Annotated in this window: 21 protein-coding genes; 6 read left to right on the top strand and 15 right to left on the bottom strand. The window is 66.4% G+C overall.

The features are described from left to right. Nucleotides 1–45 precede the first annotated feature (45 nt). Nucleotides 46–1,464 carry a 3-isopropylmalate dehydratase large subunit gene (gene leuC, locus ACVENA_RS03210; RefSeq protein WP_257548099.1) on the bottom strand — a complete coding sequence of 473 codons (1,419 nt, stop codon included), beginning with the start codon at nt 1,462–1,464 and terminating at the stop codon, nt 46–48. 334 nt (nt 1,465–1,798) lie between these two features. On the opposite strand from leuC, the gene ACVENA_RS03205 reads away from it, so the two are divergent. The 3 genes from ACVENA_RS03205 (at nt 1,799) to ACVENA_RS03195 (ending at nt 7,007) form a co-directional block, all read left to right on the top strand. Then, nucleotides 1,799–4,222, top strand: coding sequence for a TonB-dependent receptor (locus ACVENA_RS03205; RefSeq protein ID WP_449327623.1), 2,424 nt, complete (start codon nt 1,799–1,801; stop codon nt 4,220–4,222). A gap of 72 nt (nt 4,223–4,294) precedes the next feature. After that, nucleotides 4,295–6,007 carry a sulfatase-like hydrolase/transferase gene (locus ACVENA_RS03200; RefSeq protein ID WP_449327622.1) on the top strand — a complete coding sequence of 571 codons (1,713 nt, stop codon included), beginning with the start codon at nt 4,295–4,297 and terminating at the stop codon, nt 6,005–6,007. An 88-nt stretch (nt 6,008–6,095) separates the two neighbouring features. After that, nucleotides 6,096–7,007, top strand: a complete 912-nt coding sequence (locus ACVENA_RS03195) for an EamA family transporter (protein ID WP_449328885.1) — start codon at nt 6,096–6,098, stop codon at nt 7,005–7,007. Between the two features lie 30 nt (nt 7,008–7,037). Here ACVENA_RS03195 and ACVENA_RS03190 read toward each other — a convergent pair whose 3' ends face one another. Next, nucleotides 7,038–8,246: a TetR family transcriptional regulator gene (locus tag ACVENA_RS03190; protein WP_449327621.1), complete on the bottom strand. Its 1,209-nt coding sequence runs from the start codon at nt 8,244–8,246 to the stop codon at nt 7,038–7,040. Between the two features lie 137 nt (nt 8,247–8,383). Between ACVENA_RS03190 and ACVENA_RS03185 the strand changes: the two genes are divergently transcribed. After that, on the top strand, nt 8,384–10,657 hold the full coding sequence (locus ACVENA_RS03185) for a TonB-dependent receptor (RefSeq protein WP_449327620.1): 2,274 nt from the start codon (nt 8,384–8,386) through the stop codon (nt 10,655–10,657). A gap of 11 nt (nt 10,658–10,668) precedes the next feature. Continuing rightward, entirely contained in the window at nt 10,669–11,784 is a 1,116-nt protein-coding gene (locus tag ACVENA_RS03180; protein ID WP_449327619.1) for a serine hydrolase domain-containing protein, read from the top strand. 24 nt (nt 11,785–11,808) lie between these two features. Here ACVENA_RS03180 and hemN read toward each other — a convergent pair whose 3' ends face one another. The 10 genes from hemN to ccoN all read right to left on the bottom strand — a co-directional run bounded on the left by hemN (nt 11,809) and on the right by ccoN (nt 21,292). Then, nucleotides 11,809–13,113, bottom strand: a complete 1,305-nt coding sequence (gene hemN / locus ACVENA_RS03175; RefSeq protein ID WP_449327618.1) for an oxygen-independent coproporphyrinogen III oxidase — start codon at nt 13,111–13,113, stop codon at nt 11,809–11,811. 216 nt (nt 13,114–13,329) lie between these two features. Beyond that, the gene (locus ACVENA_RS03170) at nt 13,330–13,563 is read right to left on the bottom strand and encodes a hypothetical protein (RefSeq protein ID WP_449327617.1); all 234 of its coding nucleotides are present in this window, start codon (nt 13,561–13,563) and stop codon (nt 13,330–13,332) included. Next, entirely contained in the window at nt 13,560–13,718 is a 159-nt protein-coding gene (gene ccoS, locus ACVENA_RS03165) for a cbb3-type cytochrome oxidase assembly protein CcoS (RefSeq protein ID WP_297662349.1), read from the bottom strand. The genes ACVENA_RS03170 and ccoS overlap by 4 nt, the downstream gene beginning before the upstream one ends. Next, nucleotides 13,715–15,835, bottom strand: a complete 2,121-nt coding sequence (locus ACVENA_RS03160; protein WP_449327616.1) for a copper-translocating P-type ATPase — start codon at nt 15,833–15,835, stop codon at nt 13,715–13,717. Before ACVENA_RS03160 ends, ccoS begins: the two co-directional genes overlap by 4 nt. Beyond that, nucleotides 15,832–16,302, bottom strand: a complete 471-nt coding sequence (locus ACVENA_RS03155) for a FixH family protein (RefSeq protein ID WP_449327615.1) — start codon at nt 16,300–16,302, stop codon at nt 15,832–15,834. Before ACVENA_RS03155 ends, ACVENA_RS03160 begins: the two co-directional genes overlap by 4 nt. Beyond that, nucleotides 16,299–17,756 carry a cytochrome c oxidase accessory protein CcoG gene (ccoG, locus tag ACVENA_RS03150; protein ID WP_449327614.1) on the bottom strand — a complete coding sequence of 486 codons (1,458 nt, stop codon included), beginning with the start codon at nt 17,754–17,756 and terminating at the stop codon, nt 16,299–16,301. Before ccoG ends, ACVENA_RS03155 begins: the two co-directional genes overlap by 4 nt. Beyond that, nucleotides 17,743–18,696 carry a cytochrome-c oxidase, cbb3-type subunit III gene (gene ccoP, locus ACVENA_RS03145; RefSeq protein ID WP_449327613.1) on the bottom strand — a complete coding sequence of 318 codons (954 nt, stop codon included), beginning with the start codon at nt 18,694–18,696 and terminating at the stop codon, nt 17,743–17,745. The genes ccoG and ccoP overlap by 14 nt, the downstream gene beginning before the upstream one ends. Further along, entirely contained in the window at nt 18,683–18,847 is a 165-nt protein-coding gene (locus ACVENA_RS03140) for a cbb3-type cytochrome c oxidase subunit 3 (RefSeq protein WP_053554515.1), read from the bottom strand. The genes ccoP and ACVENA_RS03140 overlap by 14 nt, the downstream gene beginning before the upstream one ends. Then, nucleotides 18,844–19,620, bottom strand: a complete 777-nt coding sequence (gene ccoO / locus ACVENA_RS03135) for a cytochrome-c oxidase, cbb3-type subunit II (RefSeq protein ID WP_449327612.1) — start codon at nt 19,618–19,620, stop codon at nt 18,844–18,846. Before ccoO ends, ACVENA_RS03140 begins: the two co-directional genes overlap by 4 nt. A gap of 13 nt (nt 19,621–19,633) precedes the next feature. Beyond that, the gene (ccoN, locus tag ACVENA_RS03130) at nt 19,634–21,292 is read right to left on the bottom strand and encodes a cytochrome-c oxidase, cbb3-type subunit I (RefSeq protein ID WP_449327611.1); all 1,659 of its coding nucleotides are present in this window, start codon (nt 21,290–21,292) and stop codon (nt 19,634–19,636) included. 170 nt (nt 21,293–21,462) lie between these two features. Between ccoN and ACVENA_RS03125 the strand changes: the two genes are divergently transcribed. Beyond that, nucleotides 21,463–22,134, top strand: coding sequence for an OmpW/AlkL family protein (locus ACVENA_RS03125; protein WP_449327610.1), 672 nt, complete (start codon nt 21,463–21,465; stop codon nt 22,132–22,134). A gap of 28 nt (nt 22,135–22,162) precedes the next feature. Here ACVENA_RS03125 and ACVENA_RS03120 read toward each other — a convergent pair whose 3' ends face one another. The 3 genes from ACVENA_RS03120 to ACVENA_RS03110 all read right to left on the bottom strand — a co-directional run bounded on the left by ACVENA_RS03120 (nt 22,163) and on the right by ACVENA_RS03110 (nt 26,366). Continuing rightward, nucleotides 22,163–22,852: a Crp/Fnr family transcriptional regulator gene (locus tag ACVENA_RS03120; RefSeq protein ID WP_449327609.1), complete on the bottom strand. Its 690-nt coding sequence runs from the start codon at nt 22,850–22,852 to the stop codon at nt 22,163–22,165. Between the two features lie 62 nt (nt 22,853–22,914). Next, nucleotides 22,915–24,117 carry an NnrS family protein gene (locus tag ACVENA_RS03115; protein ID WP_449327608.1) on the bottom strand — a complete coding sequence of 401 codons (1,203 nt, stop codon included), beginning with the start codon at nt 24,115–24,117 and terminating at the stop codon, nt 22,915–22,917. Beyond that, nucleotides 24,114–26,366: a nitric-oxide reductase large subunit gene (locus ACVENA_RS03110; protein ID WP_449327607.1), complete on the bottom strand. Its 2,253-nt coding sequence runs from the start codon at nt 26,364–26,366 to the stop codon at nt 24,114–24,116. Before ACVENA_RS03110 ends, ACVENA_RS03115 begins: the two co-directional genes overlap by 4 nt. Nucleotides 26,367–26,385 lie beyond the last annotated feature (19 nt).

Here is a 26,385-nt window from a genome sequence, read left to right as displayed (position 1 = left end):
AAAAGCCGCCATTTGTAGGCCGCCAGAGCTGAATGTCGATCGGCCCTAGGCGAGACTTGCGGGGTCGGCGATACACCCCGTGATCGCGCTCGCGGCAGCGAGTGCCGGGCTCATCAGATGCGTGCGCCCGCCGCGCCCCTGCCGGTTCTCGAAATTGCGGTTCGAGGTCGCGGCGCAGCGTTCGCCGGGCTGCAGCCGGTCGGGGTTCATGCCGACGCACATCGAGCATCCGGGCTCGCGCCAGTCGAAACCCGCCGCGCGCAGCACGGCATCGATCCCCTCTGCCTCGGCCGCGCGCTTGACCAGCCCCGACCCCGGCACGACCATCGCGCGAACATGCGGCGCGACGCGGCGTCCGCGCACGATGTCGGCGACGATGCGCAGATCCTCGATCCGGCTGTTGGTGCAACTGCCGATGAACACCCGGTCGAGCGGCGTCCCGGCGATCGGCTGCCCCGGCGACAGCGCCATATAGGCGAGCGCGCGCTCGGCGGCGTCGCGGGCATCGACGCCGGACAGCATCGCGGGGTCGGGAATCCGTCCGTCGATGCCGATCACCTGCGACGGGTTCGTGCCCCAACTCACCATCGGCGCCACATCGGCGGCGTCGACCCGTATCTCACGGTCGAAAACGGCGTCGGCGTCGCTGGGGAGCGCCCGCCAGCGCGCCAGCGCCGCGACCCACGCATCGCCCGCCGGCGCCGCCGCACGCCCTTCGAGATAGGCAAAGGTCGTCGCGTCGGGCGCGACCAGCCCGGCGCGCGCGCCCATCTCGATGCTGAGGTTGCACAGCGTCATCCGGCCTTCCATCGACAGTCCGCGCACCGCGCGTCCCGCATATTCGATGACATGCCCGGTCGCCCCGTCGACCCCGACCAGCCCGAGCAGGTGCAGCGCCAGATCCTTGGCATGGACATGCGGCGCGAGGCATCCCTCGACGCTGATCCGCATGTTGCGCGACTTGCGCTGACGGATCGTCTGCGTCGCGAGCACATGCTCGACCTCCGACGTGCCGATCCCGAAGGCGAGCGCCCCGAATGCCCCGTGGGTCGAGGTGTGGCTGTCGCCGCAGACGATCGTCATTCCCGGCTGCGAGCGCCCCTGTTCGGGGCCCACGACATGGACGATGCCGCCGCGCGGATCGCCCATCGGAAAATTCTCTATCCCGAAACGGCGCGTGTTGGCGACAAGGGCCTCGAGTTGCGCCCGCGCCGCGGCGTCGGCGACACCGGCCGGTCCCGCGGCCTGCCCCGTCGTCGGAACATTATGATCGGACAGTCCCAGCGCGCGCTCGGGCCGCCGCACCGTCCGCCCCGTCGCCGCGAGTCCCGCGAAGGCTTGCGGCGATGTTACCTCGTGGAGCAGGTGCAGATCGATATAAAGCAGGGTCTCGCCGTCATCCTCGGCGACAGCATGCGCATCCCAGAGCTTGTCATAGAGCGTGCGGGGGCCGCGCGAACTCATCGCGTCTCCGCGCCTGCACAGCCTGACCGATAAGCCCGATTCATGTCGCCTCACCCTTCCGTCGACGGCCTCTCCGCGAGGACCAAAAATGCTTAGAGTTCTAACTTATACAGAATCTCATACCGGTTGCACAAGCGCTTTTCCGCCATTTCATGCCGCTTAAAAAGCATAATACTTAGTACTTGAAGTATTTTTGACGCCTGCTACAATTGGGATGAGAACGGAGGAGGCCCCACACCGCCGGCATGAGTCGAGGGACGCGTCAGACGTCCGCGCCGTTGGAAAAACGGCATCTGCCGATCACCCCCCGTTCCGAATGAAGAGACGAGGTCGAATGCGTATCCGCATTTTCGCCGCGATGGCGTTTGCGGAAAAGGTCGTGCTCGGCCGCAACCTGGGAGGATTTATGAAGACGGCTTTCCTGTTCCTTTCGACCGCGCTTGCTACGCTGGCGACCGCGCCCGCCCACGCGCAGGACGCGGCCCCCGCCGATGCAGCCCCCGCCGATGCAAGCGCCGATGGCGCGGCATCGGACGCCGACAACAGCTATGGCGACATCCTCGTCACCGCGCAGCGCCGGTCGGAGAGCATCCAGAATGTTCCGATCGCCATTTCGGCCTTCAACGCCGAAATGGTCGAATCGAGCGGCAGCACCAACATCACCAGCCTCAACGGCATCGCGCCCAACGTCGTCCTTCAGACGCAGGGCCTGGTCGCCAACGTGCCGATGATCTCGATCCGTGGCATGAGCACCTCCGACCCCGATCCCAATGCCGATCCCAAGGTCAGCACGATCATCGACGGCGTCTATATCCCCTTCGTGTCGAGCACGATGCTCGACCTGTTCGACATCGAACGCGTCGAGGTGCTCAAGGGACCGCAGGGCGTGCTGTTCGGCAAGAATAATCTCGCGGGCACGCTGAACGTCATCACCGCGCGCCCGGCCGAGGATTTCGGCGGCGAAGTGCGCGTGACGCTCGGTTCGTTCGGTCTCAAGCAGTTCCGCGGCAAGCTGAATTCGGGCCGTTTCGCCGACGGTGCGCTTGCAGCAAAGGTCTCGGTCAATTTCCGCGACTATAACGGCTATTCCCGCAATGTGATCACCGGCAACCGCTTGAACGGCGCCAATGTTAAGTCGGTGCGCGGCGCGCTCAACTACGACCAGGGCGGCGCCTTCAACTCGACGATCGTCGCCGACTGGCTGAAGCAGAAGACGACCGGCCCGGCGCCGCACGTCCTCGACAACGGCGACCCGAACTGGGATCTGCTGCCCGCTGCGGTCAAAACCGATGTCCGCAAGTCGGCGGTCCTGTTCGATCCCTATGCCAATACCGAAACCTATGGCGGTTCGTGGACCTCGAATCTCGACGTCGGTTATGGCACGATCACGTCGGTGCTCGGCTATCGCCACTTGTCCTATGTCACCCGCGGCGACTTCGACGGGCTGATCACCCCCGCGCCGAATCTCGACGTGATCCGCGACTTCTCGGGCGAATCGAAGAGCGGCGAACTGCGCTACGTTTCACCCGCCGGCGAGCCGGTCGATTTCGTCGTCGGCCTCTATTACCAGGCCGACAAGTGGCGCCAGTTCAACACCGTGTTCGCAAGCCCCGCCCTGACAACGCTCGCTCAGCTTCATCAGGACACCGAAAGCTATGCGATGTTCGCGCTGGTCAACGCGCATCCGGCCGAGGGGCTGACGCTGTCGCTCGGCGGCCGCTACAGCCATGACCGCAAGAAATACAGCATCGCGACGCAGGTGCGCACCAACACCACGTCGGTCGGCAATCTGACCGGGGACGCCTATACCCAGGCGGTGATGGATTCGCTGCTCAGCGGCGCGCAAATCTCGTCCTTCGCCGCCGACCTCAAGGCGTCATGGGCCGAGTTCACCCCCCGTCTGACCGTCGAATATCGCATGTCGCCGAGCGCGATGATCTACGCCAATTATTCGCAGGGCTACAAGGCCGGTGGCTTCAACTCGCGCGGCACCATCGCCGAGAATGTCGGCCCCTATGATCCCGAGCGCGTCAATGCGTTCGAGGTCGGCGCCAAGACCGACCTGTTCGACCGGCTGCTGCGCCTCAACGTCGCGGGCTTCGTCAACAACTACCGCAATCTTCAGGGGTCGGTGACCAAGATGGGCGCCGTCCGCGCCGAGAATATCACCACCAATATCGCCGCGGCGAAAATCTATGGCTTTGAGGTCGAGACGCTGCTTCGTCCGGCCGACGGCTTCACCATCGGCGCGAACCTCGCTTACCTCCACGCGCGCTACACCGACTTCTGTGCGGACACGAATGGGGTCTTCACCAACGGCGCGCCCGAAGTCGGCCAGTGCGGGCCCGCCGAACCGATCCTGATCAACGGCGTGCCCAACGGCACCTTCGCGGTCCCGACCGATTCGACCGGCCTCGACCTCGCCAATGCGCCGAAGTGGAGCGGGAGCCTGTCGGTCGACTATGCGATCCCGGTGTCGTTCGGCGAGGTGAAGCTGCATAGCGACGCGCGCTATTCGTCGCGCTTCAACACCTGGGGCCGCAGCAACAATCCCGGCTATTACCGCGACGAGGTCGTACTGCTCAACGCGAGCATCGCGGTCGCGGGCGAGGACGACCGCTGGAAGGTCACCGTCTACGGCTCGAACCTCACCGATCAGAAGGTGATTTCGGGCGCGACCAACGCCGGCGCGACCCCGATCTCGCAATTCTATCAGCCGCCGCGCGAATTCGGGGTCGACTTCGCGGTCAAATTCTGACGGCTATGTCCCGCGGCGCTTCGCAAGCGGCGCCGCGGGATTCCATGACAAGGACAAATACGGGAGAGTGTGATGAATTGGGATCTGGATCGCCGGTCATTCGTCGGCATGGGCGCGCTCGCGGCCGCGGGGCTGGGGATGCCGGCCTATGCGAAGAATGGCAAGAAATTCAACGTCCTGATGATCGTCACCGATCAGGAACAGGGTCTTGCCAGCTATCCCAAGGGCCTGCTCGAAAAGCTGCCCGCGCATCGCGAACTGCTCGAACGCGGGATGCTCGTCGAAAATTATCACGTCCACACGACCCCCTGCACCCCGTCGCGCTCGACGATCTTTCAGGGGCATCACACCCAGCAGACCGGGCTGTTCCTCAACAGCGACAATGCCCCCTATCCGGTCGCGGCGGAGACGATGCCGACGCTCGGCCACATGATGCAGGCTGCGGGCTATTATACCAGCTACAAGGGCAAATGGCATTTGAGCCGCCTGAACTACGAACGCAACTGGACGCGCATCCCCGGCGGCATCTATCCGACCACCGAAAATGCGATGGAGAAATACGGCTTCCACGATTACGGCTTCGACGGCGAGGAAGTCGGGCTGACGTGGGACGGATACAAGGCCGACATGTATGTCGCGGGCGACGCAGCGCGCCAGATCTTCGACTATGCCCGCAACGACAAGGCCGGCGGCAAGCCGTGGTTCCAGGTCGTCGGGCTCGTCAATCCGCACGACATCATGTTCTATGACGCGACGGGCAAGCAGGCCGAAAGCCGCCCCGATCCCAATATCCTGGGCCCGCTGCGCCGCGAGCCCGGCGATCCGCTCTACGAGGAAGACAATAAGTTCGACCTGCCGGAAAGCTTCCACAAGGATGATCTGTCGACCAAACCCGAGGCGCACAGCGCGATCGTTCGTCTGAACGACGTCTTCTACGGCAAGATGGCGCACGACGACGAGGCATCGTGGCATCGCTTCATCAACTATTATTACAACTGCCTGCGCGACGTCGATCGCCGGCTCGGCCAGCTCCTCTGGGCGCTCAAGGCAAGCGGCCAGATCGACAACACGATCATCATCTACACCAGCGACCACGGCGAGCGCGGAGGGGCGCACGGTATGCGTCAGAAAGGCGCAACCATGTACCGCGAGGAAACCAACGTCCCGATGATCATCGCACATCCCGACTTTCCGGGCGGGCGTTCGACCAAGGGGCTGATGGGCGCGGTCGATCTCGCCCCGACGCTGATGAGCCTCGCCGGACTGTCCGCCGACGAGGCCGCGAACCGCTTCCCGGGCCTGCCCGGCCTCGACGTGTCGGCGCTGCTCGCCTCGCCGACGCTGCCGACGCAGCGCGACAGGATCGGCCACCTCTTCGACTATGCCGTGGTCCATTATTGGGAGCCGACGACGGTGAAGGCCGATCGAGGCGCGAAACTGCCGTCGGGCGAGCCCGACTATAGCAGGCAGTTCGACTTGTCGAAGCGCCGCCTGCACCGCGGCGTCCACGACGGTCAGTACAAGTTCGCGCGCTATTTCGCGCCGGCGCACTATAACCGCCCGACCGACTGGAAGTCGCTGAGCGCGATGAACGACCTCGAGCTCTACGATACCCACGCCGACCCGAAAGAGATCGTCAATCTCGCGGGCGATCCGAAATATCGCAAGACGGTGCTGCGCCTCAACGCGATGACCAATGCGCTCTGCGACCGCGAGATCGGCAAGGGGCTCGACGACGGGCGCGAATATCCGGGTCCGACCGAGATGTACAACCAGCCCGTTTGACACACGATGTCCCCGCCGCGAGGCGGAAGCATCACAGGCCGGCTCCCGGCACGTCCATGATTTCATTCGGCACCGAAAGGGTCGCGGCATAAATCCGATCTGGCTTCCCGCCTCCCTGTTCGGAGGACTGTTTCAGGCGTGGCGCACCGCGCTCCAGCAGCGACTACGCACCGAGCTCAGCGTCAGCGGCGCCGGGCTCGTGCGCTATCTTTATGGCCTGCCCTTTGCGGCGCTGTTTGCGGCTATCTGGCTCTGGGCGCACCCCGTTACGCTCCCCGCGCCGAGCGCCGCCTTTCTGGGGTTCGCGCTGATCGGCGCGGTCACGCAGATGGCGGGGACGATCCTGCTGATCCTCGCCTTCGGACATCGCGGCTTCGTGGTCGGCACCGCCTTTTCCAAGACCGAGGCGATTCAGGCGGCGCTGGTGACCGCGCTCTTTTTCGGCGAGCGATTGCCGCTGCTTGCCTGGATGGGGATCGTCGCCGGCGTCGCGGGCGTGCTGGTGCTCGCGCTGAGCGGGCGCGGGATCACCGCGCGCCAGATCCTCGCATCGCTGGGACAGCCCGCGGCACTCCATGGCCTGGGGGCGGGGTCGATGTTCGCCTTCGCGGCGGTCGCGATCAAATTCGCCACCGCCGAATTGCCGGGCCTCGACGTCGTCGCGTCGGCGCTTGTCACGCTGGTCGTCGTGATGGCGATGCAAAGCCTCCTTCATTTCGCATGGATCGTCGTCCGCGATCGCGACACGCTTCGCGCCGTCGGGCGAACATGGCGCTCGTCAAGCCAGGTCGGCCTGTTGTCGGCGCTCGGTTCGGCCTGCTGGTATACCGGCTTCGCCGCCGCCCCCGCCGCACTCGTGCGGGTCGTCGGGCAAGTCGAGGTCGTCTTCACCATCGGCTTCGCGCATTTCTATCTGCGCGAACCGGTTCGCTGGCAGGAGGCGGCGGGGCTGTTTCTGGTCGTCATCGGCGTGGTCCTGGCGCTCATCGCCACCCACTGACGCGCGCAGACGGGCGCAGACGCGCCGTACCTAGCCTGCGCGCAGGCCGTGCAGGAACAGGTTGGAGACCTCGAAAGCGACGAAGCGGGGCGACAGGACACGATCGCGCGGGAGCCAGCGCGCGACGAAGTTGAAAGTGCCGGCCGACGCGAGTGCGGTGGGTTCGGCTTCGAAGGGCCGCAGCGTGCCATCGGCGTTGCCAAGCTCCATCATTGCAATCGAACGGTCGAGCAGTGCGCTGGTCATCGCGCTGAAGCGCTGCTGCTGTTCGGCGCCGAGCTTGTGATAGGAGGCGGCCGACAGCGACATTGGACCCATCGGATCGAGCTGCGCCTGAACGTTGAGCGCGAGGCCGGCGCGCGACCGTTCGACCCCCGTCGCATGCTCTTCGGCGCGGTCGAGCAGCCTGCGATAAAGCGCGAACGCCCGCTCGAGGCAGGCCGCGACGAGGTCGGCCTTGCTGCCGAAATGATGATAGACGAGCCCCTTGGTCGCGCCGAGGTTCGCCGCGATATCGTCGAGCGATACGCCCTCGACTCCGCGCGCGTTGAAGAGGGCGGAGGCGCTGGTCACGATCTCGCCCGCGCGGTCGGTCGGCGGTGGCGGTGCAAGCGCCGACCAGCTTTCGATCGCGGCCGCTTCGATCGTCTCGGGCGCGCGACCGGTGCCGACGCCGCTTTCGACGATCGCGGGCAATTCCACCGACAGGCGGCCAGGACCATCGCGCTCGGCGCGGCGCGCCCAGATATCGCCGAGCGGTGCCCATGCGATCATTCCCCAGATCGTGCGGGCGGCGATGCCGGGATCGCAGGACCGGACCGATCCGTCGGCGATCCCCCGCGCGATGAGCGCTGCCAGCGTCTCGAACGCCGCGTGCTGACGCGTGGAGATTTCGCGGCGCCCTTCGTCGGGCAGGGCCTCCAGTTCCGCTGCGATGATGGCGTGCGTATGGTCGCGGTCGCGGGCGGCGGCGAGAAATGCGAGCACGGCGTCGAGCCCGCTGCCCCCCTCTTCGGCGGCGCGGCCAAGATCCTGATCGAGTGGATCGAGCAGGTGGAGATAGCATTGCCGCGCGAGGTCGGTGCGGTCCGAGCCATAATTATAGAGGCTCGACCGGGTCAGCCCGACGCTTTGCGCGATTCGGACGAGATCGGCGCCCGCAACGCCGTTTCGCCGAAACTCGTGCGCCGCCTCGTCGAGCAGCAACGCGCGGCGCGCGGCGCGCGCGGCGCTGAGCAAGGGTCTGCTCTCCTTCGCTAATCCCGTGTCCGCCATCGATCCTGCCTGCCCGTTCGCAACCCAATTGACAAGTCGGTATGTTGCGACATACTCTAATGTCAGAATCATAAACGTTAAAGAATGTATGAGGGAGGACGATGATGAAGGCAGCCGGCACGCGTGGTGCGCAAACCTCTTCTGTCGCGGTCGCGCTGGCGATGTTCGCGGCGATCCCGGGCGCATATGCGCAAGAGGCCGGCGGCGGCGAAACCGCGAACGAAGGTGATATCGTCGTCACGGCGATGAAGCGCGAGGAACGCCTTCAGGATGTCGGAGCGACGATCCAGGCGCTGTCCGCCGAAAATATCCGCACCGCGCGCGTCGCCGAAATCAAGGATCTCGCGGCCCAGCTTCCCAATGTCGACATCAAGGAAACCGTTCCCGGCGCGCTTCCGACCGTCACCATTCGCGGAATCGGCCTTGACGATTTCAGCACCGTTTCAAGCCCCGCCGCGGGCATTTACGTCGATGAAGTCCCCCTCGCCTCTCCCGGTCTCATGAGCGGCAATTTCTTCGACCTTGGCCGCATCGAAGTCCTCAAGGGGCCGCAGGGCACGCTTTATGGACGCAATACCACGGCGGGCGCGGTAAACATCGTGTCGGCGACGCCAGGCGACAGCTTCGCCGCTTTCGCAAAGACGGGATATGGCAATTTCGACACGTTCGACGCCGAGGCAATGCTCAACATCCCGCTATCCGATCGCGCCCAGCTCCGCCTCGGCGGCAAGACGATCCAGCAAGGTCGCGGCTATTGGACCAGTTCGCTGCTGGAGGACGGGACGCCCGGCCGCCGCGATCTCGGGACACGCGACATCTGGCTCGGCCGCATCCAGCTGGCGCTACGGCCCGCCGACGGGCTCGACATCCTGCTCAAGGCCGAAGGCGAGCGCTCGCGATCCGAAATGGGCGTTCCTCAGTTCAACGGCACCTATGGCAAGGGGACACCCTTCGTCCCCTGCGCCCCGGTGCTTCAGGGCCGGCTCGACAACAAGGATTGTGTCGATGCCTATGGCTACCAGAACAGCCACGACAATCCCTATCAGGGCGACTGGGTCGGCCGCTTCCCCTATAATGTCGATCAGGTCAGCCTGACGGGGAAGATCCGCTACAGCGCCGGCGCGGTCGATATCACTTCGATCACCGGCTATATCGATTTTTCGCGCCTCTATCATATCGACGTCGACGCTACGCCCCTGCAGCAGTTCGATTATGACGAGAAGGAGGATGTCCGGCAGTTCACGCAGGAGCTTCGGATCGGTTATCGCAACGATCTGATCGATCTCGTCGGCGGCGCTTTCTATTCGTGGGACCGGGTGGTCGGCGACAACAGCAATTACGGCGACGACTGGCCGCTCCTTTTCCTGGGGGCCGCCAGCGGATCGGGCAAGACAAACTATGACCAGGTCACGCGGTCGGCGGCACTCTATGCCGATGGCACCTGGCACCTTGCCGACAAGATCGACCTGATAACCGGCATCCGCTTCACGCGCGAGCGGCGCCATTATGCGGGCGGGACGAGCTTCATCACCGCGTCGCCGCTCGTCGGCGTCGACGACACGTTCATCGACGACACCATTCGCGACAGCAATGTCACCGGACGAATCGGCCTCAACATCCGCCCGCGCGACGGCCTGCTCCTTTTCGCATCGGTATCGCGCGGTCGGAAAAGCGGTGGTTTCTTCAGCGGCTTCACCAACAACGAGAGCCAGCTCCTGCCCTATCGACCCGAAACCATCACCGCCTATGAAGTCGGCGTGAAGAGCGAGTTCGGTCGCGCGGTCACTCTCAATATCGCGGGCTTTTATTACGACTATAAGGATCCGCAGACCTTCGTCCGCTTCATCGACCCCGCGACCGACCTGTCGGTGCAGAAGGTCGGCAATGTCGACAGCGCACGCGTGTTCGGGACCGACATCGACCTCATCCTCCGCCCTGTCCGGGGCCTGACCCTGTCGGGCGGCCTCGGACTTCTCGATACGCGCCTGTCGTCCTTCGCCACCGCCGCGGGCGTGATCCCGGCCGGCAACCGTCTTCCCAATGCTCCGGCGACCTCCTTTTCGGGCAAGGCACGCTATGAGTTCGATCTGACGCCCGGTCTGCGCGCGGCGATCCAGGGCGATACCCGCTATGCGTCGTCGGCGTTCAAGGAAGCGTCGAACGATCCGCTGATCGCCTCGAAATCCTATTGGCTGTTCAATGCACGCCTGTCGGTCGCGGGAGAGAAGGACGGATGGGAAGTCGCCCTGTGGGGCCGTAACCTCACCAAGGAACGCTATGTCGTGTCGGGCGTGAACCTCGCCTCGCTCGGCATCGTCAACCGCATCTATAACGCCCCGCGGACTTATGGCGTCGAACTCAGCTTCCGCTATTGAGGAAAGAGAAAATGGTCACGAACCTTCAGATTTCCGGCCATGGCGACGCGCGTTTCGACGCCGTGCGGAAGGCTTTCGAGCAGAATTTCACCGAACGCGGCGATATCGGCGCGGCGTTCTGCCTGATCGTCGGCGACCAGATGGCCGTCGACCTTCGAGGCGGCTGGCGCGATGCCGCGCGCACCCGTCCATGGGAAGCCGATACCGTCGTCAACCTGTGGTCGACGACCAAGGGCATCGGGGCGATCTGCTTTGCCATTCTCGCCGACCGGGGCCTCATGGCCTATGACGACCTCGTCGCGGACCACTGGCCCGCCTTCGCGGCGAACGGCAAGCAGCATGTGACGATCGCGATGCTGCTGTCGCATCAGGCGGGCCTCAGCGGCTTCGCGTCGGCCGCGAGCGTTGCCGACCTGCTGGCGGGGTCCGCGGCGGCCGACCGGCTCGCGGCGCAAGCCCCCTTATGGGCGCCCGGATCGGGGTCGGGCTATCATGCGATCAGCATCGGCATCCTCGCCACCGAGCTTTTCCGGCGCATCGAGGGCCGTTCGCTCAAGGCCTTCGTTCGGGACGAAATCGCCGACGGGCTCGGCCTGGATATTGCGATCGGCCTTGCCCCCGCCGAAGAGGGCCGCCGCGCCGAGATCATCGCGCCTCCCGAACTCAGCTCGGCCGACATCGGCCAGCTCACGGCACCGCAGATCGCCGCGCTGGCGAATCCGCCACTCGATCCACTGCTCCCCAACTCCCCCGCCTGGCGCGAGGCGGACCTCGTGTCGGCAAACGGTCATTCCAACGCCGCCGCACTCGCCCGGCTCTATGCGCGCTTCGCGAGCGGTCAGGTGAGCGCCCGCACACTCGCGGCGGCGACCGCGCCGCAAATCGAGGGCATCGACCTGGTGCTGGGCGTGCCGGCCCGCTGGGCCGCGGGCTTCCTTCTCAATGCCGACGGCATCTATGGCCCGAACCAGGCCGCATTCGGCCACTCGGGCTGGGGCGGCTCGTTCGCCTTCGCCGATCCGACGGCCGGTCTCGCGATGAGCTATACGATGAACCGCATGGGCACGCTGCTTCGCGACGACCCGCGCGATCTGGCGCTGATCGAGGCGGTCTATTCCTGCCTGTGAGACGCGCCACCGTCGGACCACCGTTCAGGCCATGCCGATATTTCCCCTGATCCCGTCGAAACAGGCGGCGACATGCCGGGCGTATGGCAGGCCGCAATCGCGGATCACCAGCGCTTCGCCGTCCCATTCAATCACGCCCTTCTGCTCGAAATCCGACAGGGCGCCGCGGGCCGAAGCGATTTCGGCGGTGTCCAGATGCGCCCGTCCGTTGCACAGCAGGTCGCGGATATGCCGCGCGCGCCGTTGTTCCGCCGCATCGACCCGGACGCCGCGCACCGCCGCGAGCCGCCCCTCGCCGACGAAGTCGCGATAGGGGCCAGATTTTTTCTCGTTCTGGACGATCAGATCGGGAAATTTGCTGATCGCGCTGGCGCCGAAGCCGAGCAGGACGGGGGCGTCATCCTCGGTAAAGCCCTGGAAATTGCGGTTCACCCGCCCCTCGCGCGCCGCCACGGCGAGCGAATCGTCAGGCCGCGCGAAATGATCGAAGCCGACAGGGACATAGCCGGCGGCGGTCAGCCGCCGATAGCCGAGCCGGGCCTGCTCGAAGCGCAGCCGCTGGTCGGGCAGCCGGCTCGCGTCAATCCGCCGCTGGCGCGCGATCATCTGCGGCAGATGGGCATAGCCGAAAAAGGCAATGCGGCTCGGTGCCAGCGCCAGCGCCTCGTCGATCGTCGCGTCGACATCGGCGAGGTCCTGCCCCGGCAGCCCGTACATGAGGTCGAAGTTGATCGCGTCGATGTCGCGCAGGCGCAGCGCGGCGACGACGCGCTCGATATGCGACAGCGGCTGGATGCGCCCGATCGCCTGCTGGACGTGCGGCGCAAAGGTCTGGACGCCCAGGCTGACCCGCGTGACATGCGCCGCCGCGAGCACCAGCGCCCATTCGGACGAGAAACCGCGCGGGTCGAGTTCGATCGAGACGTCGGGCCGATGCGCGTCGAAGACGGTGAGCAGCAGGTCGAGCAGCCGCACCAGTTCGACCGGGGCGATCGCGTTCGGGCTGCCACCGCCGAAGGCGATGCGGCGAATGCGCCCGCGCCCGCCGAGCCGCTTCGCGACGAGCGCGATCTCGGACCGGAGCGCGGTCAGATAATCGTCGAGCCGCTGCTTGCGGCTGGCGGCGCCAGTGTTGCAGCCGCAATACCAGCAGATATTCTCGCAAAAGGGGATGTGGACATAGAGCGATACGGGTGTCGCCGAATCCACCGCTTCGAGCGCGCGCGCATAATCGTCGGCACCGACGTCTTCGACGAACTCCATCGCGGTCGGATAGCTGGTGTAGCGCGGCACCGGCTTTGCGAGCAGATCGGGGTGATAGGACCACATGCGGGCATCCTATGGGCAAATTTCCGCTACGACATTGACCGGGATCAACGGCGAGGGATTTCCCCGTTCGTGTTTACGACCCATAGGGAACCAACGGACATGCACAATGTTTGAAAAGACCCTGTTCCCCCGCGAAGGCGGGGGTCCATCTCCCGCCGGCACCATCTTGAACCAGTCGGAGATGGGTCCCCGCCTTCGCGGGGACACGCTGCTATTTCAGTCAAAGTCGCGGACGCCCTGATTGCAGCCCTTCTTGCCCCGCCGGTCGCCGATCGCGTGGCAGGCCTTGGCGCAGTCGCGGCGCTGTTCGGGGTCGGCGGGATCGCCGGGAACGATCATCCGGTGCGATGCGCCGCCGCACGCCGGGACCGTCAGCACATGTGCCTCCGCGGCAGGCGGCTGCATCAGCGCCGCCGCGCCGAGCATCAGGACGATAGACCGCACGGTCATGGCGTATCATCCTCTTCCTCTTCTTCGACAAAGATGCGTAGCGCGGCGCCATCGAGATCGTCGAACTGCCCGCCGCGCAGCGACCAGAAGAAGGCGGCAAGACCGATGAGCCCGAGGCCGAGCGCGACCGGGATCAGGACGAGCAGCCCGTTCACCGCGCGGCGCCCTTCAGCCGCAGCGCGTTGCCGACGACGATCAGCGACGATCCCGACATGGCGATGGCGGCGACCAGCGGCGTCACATACCCCATGAAGGCGAGCGGCACGGCGATGACGTTATAGCCGATCGCGAGCATGAAATTCTGCCGCACGATCGTCTGCGTCCGCCGCGCGACGCGGATCGCCTGCACCACCGGCATCAGCCGGTCGCCGAGGAAGATGCAGTCGGCGGCATTCTTGCCCGCGTCGCTCGCCGAGCCCGGTGCGATCGAGGCATGGCCCGCAGCGAGCGCGGGACCGTCGTTGAGCCCGTCGCCGATCATCAGCACCTTGTGCCCCGCCACCGCCTGCCGCGCGATGGCGGCGAGCTTGTCCTGCGGACTCATGCCGGTCTGGGCGGTGAGGCCGAGCGCGCGCGCGACCGGCGCGACGGCGGCGGCGCGGTCGCCCGACAAGATGGTCGGCGCGACGCCCGCCTGGTCCAGTGCAGCGATCGTTTCGGCGGCGTCGGGGCGCAGCGCGTCGGCGAAGCGGACGGTGATCGCCGGAACCCCATCGACCGCCAGTTCGGTCGCAAGCGCGCTGTCGGCGGCGGGCTGCGCCGGGCGGCCGAGCGTCACCCGGTGCCCTTCCCACAGGGCCTCGACCCCGAAGCCGGGAGTCTCGTGGATCGCCTCGACCGCGACCGGCGCCACCTCCATCGCGGTCAGGTCGCGGGTCAGCGCTTCGCTGAGCGGATGACGGCTGGCGCGTGCGAGCGCGAGGAGCAAAGCGCGAACGCTGGCGTCGGTCTCGGCCAGATTGGTCGCGACCGGGCGGCCGAGCGTCAGCGTTCCCGTCTTGTCGATCATCGCGCGGTCGACCTCGGCCAGCCGTTCGAGCGCCGATCCGTCCTTCACCAGCACCCCGACGCGCATCAGCGTCCCCGCCGCGACGATCTGCGCCGCGGGCACCGCGAGGCCGAGCGCGCAGGGGCAGGTGATGATCAGCACCGCGACCGCGATCAGCAGGCTGTGATGCCAGCCCGCGCCCGCGAGCATCCAGCCGGCGAAGGCGAGCAGCGCCAGCGTGTGGACAGCGGGCGCATAGTAACGCGCCGCGCGGTCAGCGATGCGGACATAGCGCGACTTGCCCTGCGCCGCCTCGCCCATCAGCCGTGCGATGTCGGCGATCGCGGTGTCGGCGCCCGCCGCGGTCACCCGGACGCGGATCGGCGCCTCGACGTTCAGCGTCCCGGCGTGGACCGGATCGCCGAGCCCGACCGCCTGCGGCGCGCTTTCGCCGGTCAGCAGCGACAGGTCGATCCGGCTGGCGCCGCTGGTGATGACGCCATCCGCCGACAGGCGCTCGCCTGCGGCGACGAGCATGACCATGCCGGGCTGGAGCGCGGTGGCATCGACCCAGCGGCTCGTCTCGTCGGCCCCGACGACCATCGCGCCGGTGCCCATGTTGCGGAGCAGCGCGGTCACCCCGCCCCGCGCGCGGTCGCGCATCACGCTGTCGAGCCAGCGGCCGCAAAGCAGGAAGAAGAGCAGCATTACGACGCCGTCGAAATAGGCGTGGGGACCGTGCGTCGCGGTTTCATAGAGGCTGAGCGCGGTCGCGATCAGCACTCCGATGCTGATCGGCACGTCCATGTTGGTCCGGCCGTGGCGCACCGCGCGCCACGCCGAGCGGAAGAAACTGCGCCCGGCATAGGCAAACGTGGGAAGCGCGATCGCCGCCGACAGCCAGTGGAACAGGTCGCGCGTCGCGCCGCTCGCACCCGACCAGACCGACACCGACAGCAGCATGATATTCATCATCGCGAAGCCCGCGACCGCGACCGCGCGCAGCAGCGCGCGGCTGTCGGACGCGCCGCCGTCGACCTCGGCCGGCCCGTCGCCGATCGGATGCGCCTCGAACCCCAGCAGCGAGAAAGCGCCGATCAGTTCGGGCGTTTCCGCATCGGGGGTGCACGAGATATGCACGCGCTTTTCGGTGAAATTGACCCGCGCCGCCGCGATCCGCCGGTCGCGCACCAGTCCCTGCTCCAGCTTGGCGATGCAGCCCGCGCAGCGGATGTCGGGCACCGCGAAATCGCGCTCGACGAGCGGGGCGGCGGCGTCGGTCATTTAAGGTCGACCCGGTAGCGCGCCTCATCGGCGCCATGATGCACCGACAGGTCGAGCTGCCAGCGCCCGGCGGGCAGCGCATCGAGCGAGCGCAGCGCGCCGTCCGCCGCGGGCGCAAAGCGCATCGCGCGCGGGGGCGTCTGGCCGAGCGGGTGACGGAGCGTCGCGACGATGCGCAGCCCCTCCACCGCCGCGCCGTCCTTGCGGACGGCCAGCCGGACATGGCGCCCCTCGTCGACGGTGATTTTCTTGTCCCAGCCGAGCCGGTCCTGCGCCTCGGCGCGCGCGAGCCATTCGTTGTAATGCTGGCTCGCGACATAGCTATTGTCGACGACGGTGCCGCCGAAGGTCGACAGCGCAAAGCTCGCCATCACGATGTTGACGCTGATGACGACGCCGAAGAAGGCGATCAGGATCATCGCCGCATGGCGCCCGGTGAAGGGTTTGCGCTCGGGCTCGCCGGTCATGGCTCGGTCCCCGGACGGTCGAACTGGATCGTCTCGCGGTCGCCGCGCGGATCGTCGTCGAGCGCACGCACCGCGATGGCGAAGTCCTGCCGCGCCGGTCCCGCGCCGGGAGCGGCGACGAACAGCTTCGCGCTCGTCACGCTGTCGGGCGCCAGCGGCAGGCGCAGGCTCTGCCCCGCCGTTTCGCGCGCGCCGTCCTCGGTCCACAGCCGGGCGCCGGGGAGGCCGCTCAGCGTCACCTCGACGTCACGCGGGCGAAGCTCCATGTTGCGCAGCTTCAGCGTGTAAGTGTTGCGGATCGCGCCGTCGGAAAGCTGGACATAGAGCGGGCTGCGCTCGTGCTGGACGGCGAGGTCGAGCCGGGTACGCTGGCCGAGCGCGAAAAGCATCGCGAGGCCGATCGCGCCCCACAGGCCGAAATATATCAGGGTGCGCGGCCGGAATAGCGTCTTGCGGATCGGCGGCGCGACCCCGCCCGCCTTTTCGGTCGCGGCGTCGTCGAGGGTGCAATAGTCGATCAGCCCGCGCGGCCGCCCGACCTGCGCCATCACGCTGTCGCAGGCGTCGATGCAGAGCGCACAGGTAATGCAGCCGATCTGCGGCCCCTCGCGGATGTCGATGCCGGTTGGACAGACCGCGACGCACTGGTTGCAATCGACGCAGTCACCGAAGGCGCCGGGGTTCTTCTCGGCCTTCTTGACACTGCCGCGCGGCTCGCCGCGCCAGTCCTTGTAGGTGACGAGCAAAGATTTCTCGTCCATCATCGCGGTCTGGATGCGCGGCCAGGGGCACATATAGATGCACACCTGTTCGCGCAGGAAGCCGCCGAGGACAAAGGTCGTCGCGGTCAGCACCGCCACGGTGACATAGGCGACCGGCGCCGCCTGCCCCGCCCAGAAATCGTGCGTCAGCGTCGGCGCGTCGGCGAAATACATGATCCACGCGCCGCCGGTCCAGAAGGCGACGGTCAGATAGATCGCATATTTGAGCGTCCGCTTCGCGATCTTCTCCGCCGTCCACGGGCCGTTCGCGAGGCGGATCTGCGCGTTGCGGTCGCCGTCGATCAGCCGGTCGACATGCTGGAACAGGTCGGTCCACACCGTCTGCGGACAGGCATAGCCGCACCATGCGCGCCCGACCGCGCTGGTGACGAGGAACAGCCCGATCCCCGCCATGATGAGCAGGCCCGCGACATAATAGAATTCATGCGGCCAGATCTCGATCTGGAACATGTAGAAGCGCCGGTTCGCGAGGTCGACGAGCACCGCCTGATCGGGCGCATGGGGGCCGCGATCCCAGCGGATCCACGGCGTTCCGTAATAGATCGCCAGCGTGACCGCCATGATCGCCCATTTGAAGCGCCGGAACGGGCCGTCCACCTTCTTGGGGTAGACGCCCTTCCGCGCCGCATAGAGCGAGCCATGCTCGCCGGTCAGATCGTCAGGGCTGGCCATCGGCTCCCCGTCCTTCGGTTCCCGGCCCTTCCGCCGTCGCGGCCGCCATGGCCGGCGCCGGCGCCTTCTCGCCGCCGCCGAGCGAATAGACATAGGCGGCGAGCATCTTGATCGTCACCGGGTCGAGCCGGCTGTTCCAGCGCGGCATCACACCGTTGCGCGGCTGGGTCACCGTCGCGGTGATGCTCGCGCGGTCGCCGCCATAGAGCCAGATGGCGTCGGTCAGCTTCGGCGCACCGACCTCACGCCCGCCGTCGCCGGTCGGGCCATGGCACACCGCGCAATTCGCCTCGAACAGCACCGCGCCGCGCGCCGACGACCTGCTCGGCTTTTCCTGATGGCTGATGACGCGGACATGGCTGACGACATCGGCAATCTGCGCGGGCTCGAGGATGCCGTCGTGCCCGAAGGCAGGCATCTGGCTGGTCCGCGTTTCCTTGTGATCGGGGTTCCGGATGCCGTGGGTGATCGTATATTCGATCGTCGACAGGTCACCGCCCCACAGCCAGTCGTCGTCGGTCAGGCTGGGATAGAGTTTCTTCACCCCCGCGCCGCCCGCGCCGTGGCACTGGACGCAATGGACGCGAAAGGCCGCCGCCCCGCCCTGCACCGCCGCCTGCATCAACTCGGGCTTCGCGGGCAGGTCGGCGATCGGCGTTGCCGCGATCGCATTCATCACCGGCGCCCGGCGCGCCGCGTCGGCCTGCATCTCCTGTTCGAGCTGGCCGCGGCTGCTCCAGCCGAGCACGCCCTCGGTCGCGCCGTGGATCATCGGCCACGCGGGATAGAGGATGACATAGACGATGCCCCAGACGATCGTCGCATAGAGCGACCACAGCCACCAGCGCGGCATCGGCGTGTCGAGTTCCTCGATGCCGTCCCATTCGTGGCCCGACGTCGCCGTCCCCGTTACGTCATCGATGCGCTTATGATCGGCCATTATCGTCTTCCTTGAAGATCATGTTTGCGGCTTCGTCATGGTGACGGCGGGCGCCCTTGCGGAACGGCCAGGCGATGAAGAGCAGGAACATCGCCACCATGACGATCAGGCCCCAGCTATCGGCGAAATGCCGGACTTCGTCATAGGTCATCGCGCCGCTCCCGCTGTCGTGTCGGGCGCATGCGCCTGTTCCTGCGGCGCCGCTTTCTCGACATCGACGAGCGTGCCGAGCATCTGGAGATAGGCGATCAGCGCATCCATTTCGGTCACCCGCGACGGGTCGCCGTCGAAATCACGCACCTGCGCCTTGGGGTAGCGCTTGACGAGATCGCCAGCGCCCGCATCCGGGTCAGCCTGCGCGCGGATGTCGGCGTTCGCGTTGGCGATGTCGGTCTTGGTATAGGGAACGCCGACGCGGTAGAGCGCGGTCAGGTCGCGCGCCATATCGCCCGCCTCGAGATCGCGGTCGGCGAGGAAAGCATAGCCGGGCATGATCGATTCGGGGACGACGCTGCGCGGATCGATCAGATGCGCCTTGTGCCATTCGTCCGAATAGCGTCCACCGACGCGCGCGAGGTCGGGCCCGGTGCGCTTCGACCCCCACTGGAACGGGTGATCGTACATGCTCTCGGCGGCGAGGCTATAGTGGCCATAGCGTTCGACCTCGTCGCGGAACGGACGGATCATCTGGCTGTGGCAGGTATAGCAGCCCTCGCGGATATAGATGTTGCGCCCCGCGAGTTCGAGCGGCGTATAGGGCCGCATCCCGTCGACCTTCTCGATCGTGTTGTCGATCCAGAACAGGGGCGCGATCTCGACGATGCCGCCGATCGCGACCGCGATCAGCGCGAAGAAGCCGAGCAGGCTGACGTTGCGTTCGAGCTTCTTGTGGCTGAAGCGCTTTTCGGCAGGTTGGGTCGCCATGGCCTGTGGCTCCTTATTCGGCGGGAACGGGCGCGAGCGGACGATCCGCAGCGGCGTTGTAGGGAGTCTCGGTCATCGGCTTTTCCTCGCGGACCTTGCCCGCGAGCGTCGCCCAGACGTTGACGATCAGGATGACGAAACCGGCGAGATACATCGCCCCGCCCGCAGCGCGGATCAGATACATCGGGTGCATCGCCGCGACGGTTTCGGCAAAGCTGTAGACGAGGTAGCCGTCGGCGCCATATTCGCGCCACATCAGCCCCTGCATGATCCCCGCGACCCACATCGAGGCGGCGTAGAAGACGATCCCCAGCGTCGCGAGCCAGAAGTGCCAGTTGACCATGCGCAGCGAATAGAGCCGCGGACGTCCCCACAGGCGCGGCACCAGATAATAGACCGCGGCGAAGGTGATCATGCCGTTCCAGCCGAGCGCGCCGGCGTGGACGTGCGCGATCGTCCATTCGGTATAGTGGCTGAGGCTGTTGAACGCCTTCACCGACAGCATCGGCCCCTCGAAGGTCGCCATGCCGTAGAAGGCGAGCGCGACGACCATCATGCGGATGATCGGATCGGTGCGGATCTTGTCCCACGCGCCGTTCAGCGTCATCAGCCCGTTGATCATGCCGCCCCAGCTCGGCATCCACAGCACGACCGAAAAGACCATGCCCAGCGTCTGCGCCCAGTCGGGCAGCGCGGTATAGTGCAGGTGGTGCGGCCCCGCCCAGATATAGAGGAAGATCAGCGACCAGAAGTGGAGGATCGACAGGCGATAGCTGTAGATCGGCCGTTCCGCCTGCTTGGGCACGAAATAATACATCATCGCAAGGAAGGGCACGGTCAGGAAGAAGGCGACCGCATTATGCCCGTACCACCATTGTGTCAGCGCATCCTGCACCCCGGCGAAGGCCGAATAGCTCTTCGACCCGAAGATCGTCGCGGGCACCGACAGATTGTTGACGATGTGCAGCATCGCGATGGTGACGATGAAGCTGAGGTAAAACCAGTTGGCGACATAGATATGCGGCTCGCGGCGTTTGACGATCGTGCCGACGAAGACGATGAAATAGACGACCCACACGATCGTCAGCCACAGGTCGACATACCATTCGGGCTCGGCATATTCGCGCGCCTCGGTGACGCCCATCAGATAGCCTGTGGCCGCGAGCACCAGAAAGAGCTGATAGCCCCAGAAGACGAAACGCGCGGCGCCCGGAAAGGCGAGCCGCGCGCGGCAGGTGCGCTGGACGACATAGAAGCTCGTCGCGATCAGCGCATTGCCACCGAACGCAAAGACCACCGCCGACGTGTGCAGCGGGCGCAGCCGCCCGAAGCTGGTATATTCGATGCCGAGGTTGAGCGCCGGAAAGGCGAGTTGCAACGCGATATAGAGGCCGACGGCCAGCCCCGCGAGCCCCCAGAAGATGGTGGCGATGACGCCCCAGCGCACCGGGTCGTCGTCATAGACGCCCTCGTCGGGCGGCATCTTCAAAAGGCCCCGCGCCATCCCGCCATAATCGGCGGCCGAAAGGCGCGTCCACAGGACGATCAGGCAGGCGACCGCCACGATGACCATATGCACGGCAAAGGGCGTGTCGACAGCCAGCGCCGCAAAGACAAGCGCCAGCAGGGCAAGGCCCATCCAGCCGCCCGCCTTGAAAACCAGATCGTCCATATCATTTGCCCCTGTTCGGCGCGGCTCTTCATCGGACCGCGTGGCTTTCGGCCGCCTTGGACTCGCGGCGGGGCGAAAACATTGACATGGATCAACCAACGCCTTGCGCTTCGTCAATGCGTTATGATGCGCGCGGGCGCAGATCGGCTCCGTCAACAAAGGAGCCGATCATGAAACGCATCCCTCTCTCCCTCGTCGCGCTGTCCGCGCTCGCCCTGTTGCCGGGGCAGGCCGCCGCGAAGGCCGGCGACGTGCGGGTCAAACTGCTGGCGACGCTCGTCGCCCCCGACGGCAAGATCCGCGACGTCAAGACCGACCTGATCGGCCTGCCCGCGGGATCGCAGGCCAAGGCCGACGACAATGTCACCCCGACGATCGCGATCGAATATTTCGTCGCCGACCATGTCTCGCTCGAAACGATCGCGGGCGTCACCCAGCACGACGTGAACGGCCGCGGCGCGCTGGCCGGGGCGGAACTGGTCTCCAACGCGAAGATCGTGCCCGCGACTCTGACGGTCAAATATCATTTCGGCGAAGACGGCGGCGTGCAGCCCTATATCGGCGCCGGACCCAGCTATTTCATTTTCATCGACGAAAAGCCGGGCGCGGCGACGCGCGCGCTCGGCGCGACGCGGCAGAAGATGGGCGACAAGTTCGGCGCGGCGGTGCAGGCGGGGGTCGACATTCCGGTGAACGACCGGGGGCTTTCGCTCTCCCTCGACGCCAAGCGCTATATCCTGCGCCCGACCGCGCATTGGTATGCCGGCACGACCGAGGTGCTGGCGACGAAGCACCGGCTCGATCCCTGGGTGATCAGCGCCGGGGTCGGTTTCCGCTTTTAAATGGCTCCCCACTGGCGCCGATGGCCTGTCAGCCCGCCATGTCCTCCATCGCCGCGCGGTCGTTGATGACGATCTCGCGGCGCGAGGGCAGGTCGAGCAGGCCGTCGGCGCGCATTTTGGTGAGCTGGCGGCTCGTCGTCTCGATCGTCAGTCCCAATATGTCGGCGATCTGCTGACGGCCGAACGGCAGTTCGAACCCGCTTCGCGTCCCGGCATCGCAGCCTTGCCCCGACAAACGCTCGGACATTTCGAGCAGGAAGGACGCGACCTTCTCCGTCGCCGACTTGCGGCCGAGCAGCATCATCCAGTGCCGCGCCCGGTCGAGCTCGTCGAGCGTGCGGCGCAGCAGCTTGTGCTGCAGATCGGGATGCGCGCTCGCGAATTCGTCGAAGCTCTTGCGGTTGAAGATGCAGACCTCGGCATCGGTCATGGCGGTGGCGCTATAGGGGCTTTCCTTGCCGAACGGACGGCCGATGAAATCGGACGGAAAGACGATGCCGACGATCTGCTCGCGCCCGTCGGCGGCCGCCACGACCAGCTTGAGCACGCCGTCGAGGACATTGGCGACGACCGGCGCGTCGTCGCCTTCCCACAGCAAGGTATGCCCTGCCTTCACCCGCTGGCGGCGGCCCAATTTTCCGAGCAGCGCCAGTTCGTCGGCATCAAGGCTCGCGCAGATGGCCCGGTTGCGGACGACGCAGGATGCACAATCGGTCACCCATCCGCCATAGTCGACTGCGGCGCTGCTGGGAAGGGAGGATGGCCCCAAAAGCGCTCCGGTCATGCCGCCCGCGCCGGCCGCACCGCCATCGGGACATAGACGAGCAGGAACAGCAGGAAAGCCGCCGCCCACAGCCCGCCCGCGGCCGCGATGACCGTCATATAATCGAAGGGCAGCAGCGGCGCGATCACGCGCAGCAGCGCCCCCGAATGGACGAGGATATAGATGAGGACGGTCGCGCGGTCGGCCTCGAGCGGGCGGCCGGTGTGGCCGCGCGTCGCGCGCGTCATCACCGCCAGCGTCATCGCCCCCATCGCCCCGGCACCAAGCGCGTGCACCGCGCTCGACACCGGCAGGAACGGATGCAGCGTCGCGCAACCGAGCAGAATCAGCCCCGCCGGAAGCCAGACGTAGGAGAGGTGGAGAACGAAGACGAGCGGATCGCGGAGCGCCTTCAGCCCCGCCCAGCGCGCGAGGCGAACGAACTGAAGCGCGCCCGCCGCGATCAGCAATCCGGCCGCGACGGCGCTGGCAGGCCCCGCGACCCACGCCGCGAGCGCCAACGCCGTGGCCCCGATCACCGCCATGTCGAAACGGTTCGGCAAGATCGGCAGGCCCTCGCTGCTCCCCTGCCGCATCAGCCAGTTGCGCGTGAAGGCGGGGGTGATGCGGCCGCCGATCAGGGAGATCAGCAGCAGGATCAGCGCAAAGCCCATATGCACGCCGAGCGCGGGGTCGGCGAGCGCCCCCATCATCGCGGCATGATCGAGCGCGCAGGCGGCGGCGAACAGGAAGAGGATGATCAGGATCGGCTTGTTGCGGTTGCCCGAGACGAAAATCTCGCGCGCCGCATAGGCGAGCAGGATCAGCAGATAGACGACATCGAGCGCAGCGCCGACCAGCGGCGGCACCGTCGCCGAAAAGAGGATCGCCAGCCGCGCCGCCAGCCACAGGCCACCGACCGCTGCGACCCGCCAGCCGGTCACCGTCGGCCGCCCGGTCCAGTTGGGCATCGCGGCGCTGACGAAGCCGCCGATGATCGCGCCGAGATAGCCGAACAGCATCTCGTGCTGGTGCCAGGCGAGCGGGTCCATCGCGATCGGCAGCGTCCAGCGCCCGCCGAGCGCGCCGACCCACAAAGTCACGACGACGACTGCCCACAGCGCGCCGCATCCGAAGAGCAGGCGATAGCCGCCGCGCAGCCAGAGCGGCGAGCGCGCGTCGGTGCCCGGCGCGCCGGCGGCCATCATCACCATGCTCATGCCCGCGCACCCTTTCGCCACAGGCCGAGGATCACGACCTGCCACGCGACCGCGACCCCGCCGAGGATGAACACGACATCGCCGAAGGTGCGGATCCAGCGCAGGGTTTCGAGGAAGCCCTGCTGGAGGAATTCGTCGCTGCGCGCATACCACATGCCCGTGGTCACGCTCGCCTCGAACTGGAACAGGCCGACCGGCAGCAGGCTGGTGAAGATCATCAGCACCAGCCCCGCATTGAGCCCCCAGAAGCCGACGCGCATCAACCGCTCGTTGAACGCGATCTCGGGCCGGATGTAGCGCAGCACCAGCAAGGTGAAGCCCAGCGCGAGGAAGCCGTATACTCCGAACAGTGCCGCATGGGCGTGGACTGCGGTGGTGTTGAGCCCCTGGAGATAGAAGAGCGCGACGGGGGTGTTGATCATGAAGCCGAAGACCCCGGCGCCGAGCATGTTCCAGAAGGCGACCGCGACGAAGCATATCAGCGGCCAGCGCAGCGCGCGCATCCACGGCGCGCGGTCGCGCAGACTCCAATGCTCCCACGCCTCGTAACCGAGCACGATCAGCGGCACGACCTCGAGCGCGCTGAACGCCGCGCCGACCGCCATCACCGGGGTCGTCGTCCCCGAGAAATAGAGGTGGTGGAAGGTTCCCGGCACCCCGCCGACCATGAACAGCGAAGCCGAGGCAAGGCTGGCCGCGGTCGCGATCCGTTTCGACACCAGCCCCATCGAGGCGAAGATGAAGGCGATGGCGGCGGTCGCGAACACCTCGAAAATCCCCTCGACCCACAGGTGAACGACCCACCAGCGCCAATATTCCATGATCGTGATGTGGGTGCGCTCGCCATAGAAGAGGCCCGAGCCGTAAAAGAGCCCGATCGCGACGGTCGAGACGGTGAGCAGCAGGAGCAGGCTCCGGTCTCCCCCCTTCTCGCGCCGCAGCGCCGGCATCATGCAGCGCAGCATCAGCACCAGCCAGAAGAGCAGCCCCGCGAACAGCGCGATCTGCCAGATGCGGCCGAGGTCGAGGAATTCGTAGCCCTGATGCCCGAGCCAGAAGCCGAGCCCGTCGGGCATTTCCTGCGCGATCGACAGGTAGTTGCCTCCGAACGATCCGACGACGACCAGGATCAGCGCCCAGAAGAGCAGGTCGACCCCCAGTTTCTGATGCTTCGGATCGCCGCCGTGGATCACCGGCGCAAGGAACAGCCCGGCCGCGAGGAAGGCGGTGGCGATCCACAGCACCGCGCTCTGCACATGCCAGGTGCGGGTCAGTGCATAGGGGAACCACTGCGAGACATCGATGCCGTAGAAGCTCTGCCCCTCGATCGTGTAATGCGCGGTGAAGCCGCCGATGAATATCTGAAAGATGAACAGCGCGAGCACCACGAACAGATATTTGCCGAGCGCGCGCTGCGACGGGGTCAGCGCCGCGAGCGTCAGCGGATCCCTGTCGGCGGCGACGAGCGGCGTGTCGTCGTGGCGGCGCAGAAAGGCCCAGCCCCAGATCAGCGAGCCCACGCCCGCGATCAGGATGACGACGCAGGCGAGCGACCAGAGGATATTCTCCGGCGTCGGCTGGTTGCCGATCAGCGGTTCGGGCGGCCAGTTGTTGGTGTAGGTCGCGACCGTCCCCGGCCGCTCGGTCGACGCCGCCCACGCGGTCCAGAAGAAGAAGTCGGCCAGCTTCTGCCGCTTCTCCGCGCTCGGCAGCGTATCCTCTTTCATCGCATAATTGTCGCGCATTTCGCGCAGCGCCGGATCGGTGCCGTAGAGCGCGTCATAATGCGCCGCGACGCGTGCGATCGCACGGGCGCGGCGATCCGAGACGGTGACCGCGCCCGTCGCGGGATCAAGACTGTTGTGCCGATATTCCTGCTTGAGCTGATAGGTCAGCGCCGCCTTCTGCTCGACCGCAAGGGTGTCGAACGGCTTGCCATAGCCATCCTCGGCGGCAAGGCTCAGCCAGGCAGTGAGTTCGCGGTGCAGCCAGTCGGCCGACCAGTCGGGCGCCTGATAGGCGCCGTGCCCCCAGATCGAGCCGAGCTGCATCCCGCCGGTGCTCTGCCACGCTGCCTGCCCCGCCATGATGTCCTCGCGGGTCATCAGCACCTCGCCCGAGGCGGTGACGACCTCGGCCGGGATCGGCGGCGCCTTGCGATAAACCTCGACCCCCGAAATGCCGAGGATCGCGAAGGTCACCGTCAGGACCGCGATCAACGTCCACCAGAGCTTGCGATATTCGCCCATGGAAACCCCCTGTCGTTTC

This window comes from Sphingopyxis sp. 550A, from assembly GCF_053569535.1.
The sequence above is the reverse complement of the archived record's forward strand: the minus strand, read 5'-3'. Positions and strand labels throughout refer to the sequence as shown.

What these genes read in the sequence shown, in the direction of transcription:
- ccoN (WP_449327611.1), bottom strand. Translation starts at nt 21,292, where the DNA reads ATGGACGATCTGGTTTTCAAGGCGGGCGGCTGGATGGGCCTTGCCCTG.
- ACVENA_RS03185 (WP_449327620.1), top strand. Translation starts at nt 8,384, where the DNA reads ATGATGAAGGCAGCCGGCACGCGTGGTGCGCAAACCTCTTCTGTCGCG.
- ACVENA_RS03155 (WP_449327615.1), bottom strand. Translation starts at nt 16,302, where the DNA reads ATGACCGGCGAGCCCGAGCGCAAACCCTTCACCGGGCGCCATGCGGCG.
- ACVENA_RS03200 (WP_449327622.1), top strand. Translation starts at nt 4,295, where the DNA reads ATGAATTGGGATCTGGATCGCCGGTCATTCGTCGGCATGGGCGCGCTC.
- ACVENA_RS03160 (WP_449327616.1), bottom strand. Translation starts at nt 15,835, where the DNA reads ATGACCGACGCCGCCGCCCCGCTCGTCGAGCGCGATTTCGCGGTGCCC.
- ACVENA_RS03140 (WP_053554515.1), bottom strand. Translation starts at nt 18,847, where the DNA reads ATGACCTATGACGAAGTCCGGCATTTCGCCGATAGCTGGGGCCTGATC.
- hemN (WP_449327618.1), bottom strand. Translation starts at nt 13,113, where the DNA reads ATGTGGTCCTATCACCCCGATCTGCTCGCAAAGCCGGTGCCGCGCTAC.
- ACVENA_RS03205 (WP_449327623.1), top strand. Translation starts at nt 1,799, where the DNA reads ATGCGTATCCGCATTTTCGCCGCGATGGCGTTTGCGGAAAAGGTCGTG.
- ACVENA_RS03170 (WP_449327617.1), bottom strand. Translation starts at nt 13,563, where the DNA reads ATGACCGTGCGGTCTATCGTCCTGATGCTCGGCGCGGCGGCGCTGATG.
- ccoP (WP_449327613.1), bottom strand. Translation starts at nt 18,696, where the DNA reads ATGGCCGATCATAAGCGCATCGATGACGTAACGGGGACGGCGACGTCG.
- ACVENA_RS03180 (WP_449327619.1), top strand. Translation starts at nt 10,669, where the DNA reads ATGGTCACGAACCTTCAGATTTCCGGCCATGGCGACGCGCGTTTCGAC.
- ACVENA_RS03110 (WP_449327607.1), bottom strand. Translation starts at nt 26,366, where the DNA reads ATGGGCGAATATCGCAAGCTCTGGTGGACGTTGATCGCGGTCCTGACG.
- ccoO (WP_449327612.1), bottom strand. Translation starts at nt 19,620, where the DNA reads ATGGCGACCCAACCTGCCGAAAAGCGCTTCAGCCACAAGAAGCTCGAA.
- leuC (WP_257548099.1), bottom strand. Translation starts at nt 1,464, where the DNA reads ATGAGTTCGCGCGGCCCCCGCACGCTCTATGACAAGCTCTGGGATGCG.
- ccoG (WP_449327614.1), bottom strand. Translation starts at nt 17,756, where the DNA reads ATGGCCAGCCCTGACGATCTGACCGGCGAGCATGGCTCGCTCTATGCG.
- ACVENA_RS03115 (WP_449327608.1), bottom strand. Translation starts at nt 24,117, where the DNA reads ATGAGCATGGTGATGATGGCCGCCGGCGCGCCGGGCACCGACGCGCGC.
- ACVENA_RS03125 (WP_449327610.1), top strand. Translation starts at nt 21,463, where the DNA reads ATGAAACGCATCCCTCTCTCCCTCGTCGCGCTGTCCGCGCTCGCCCTG.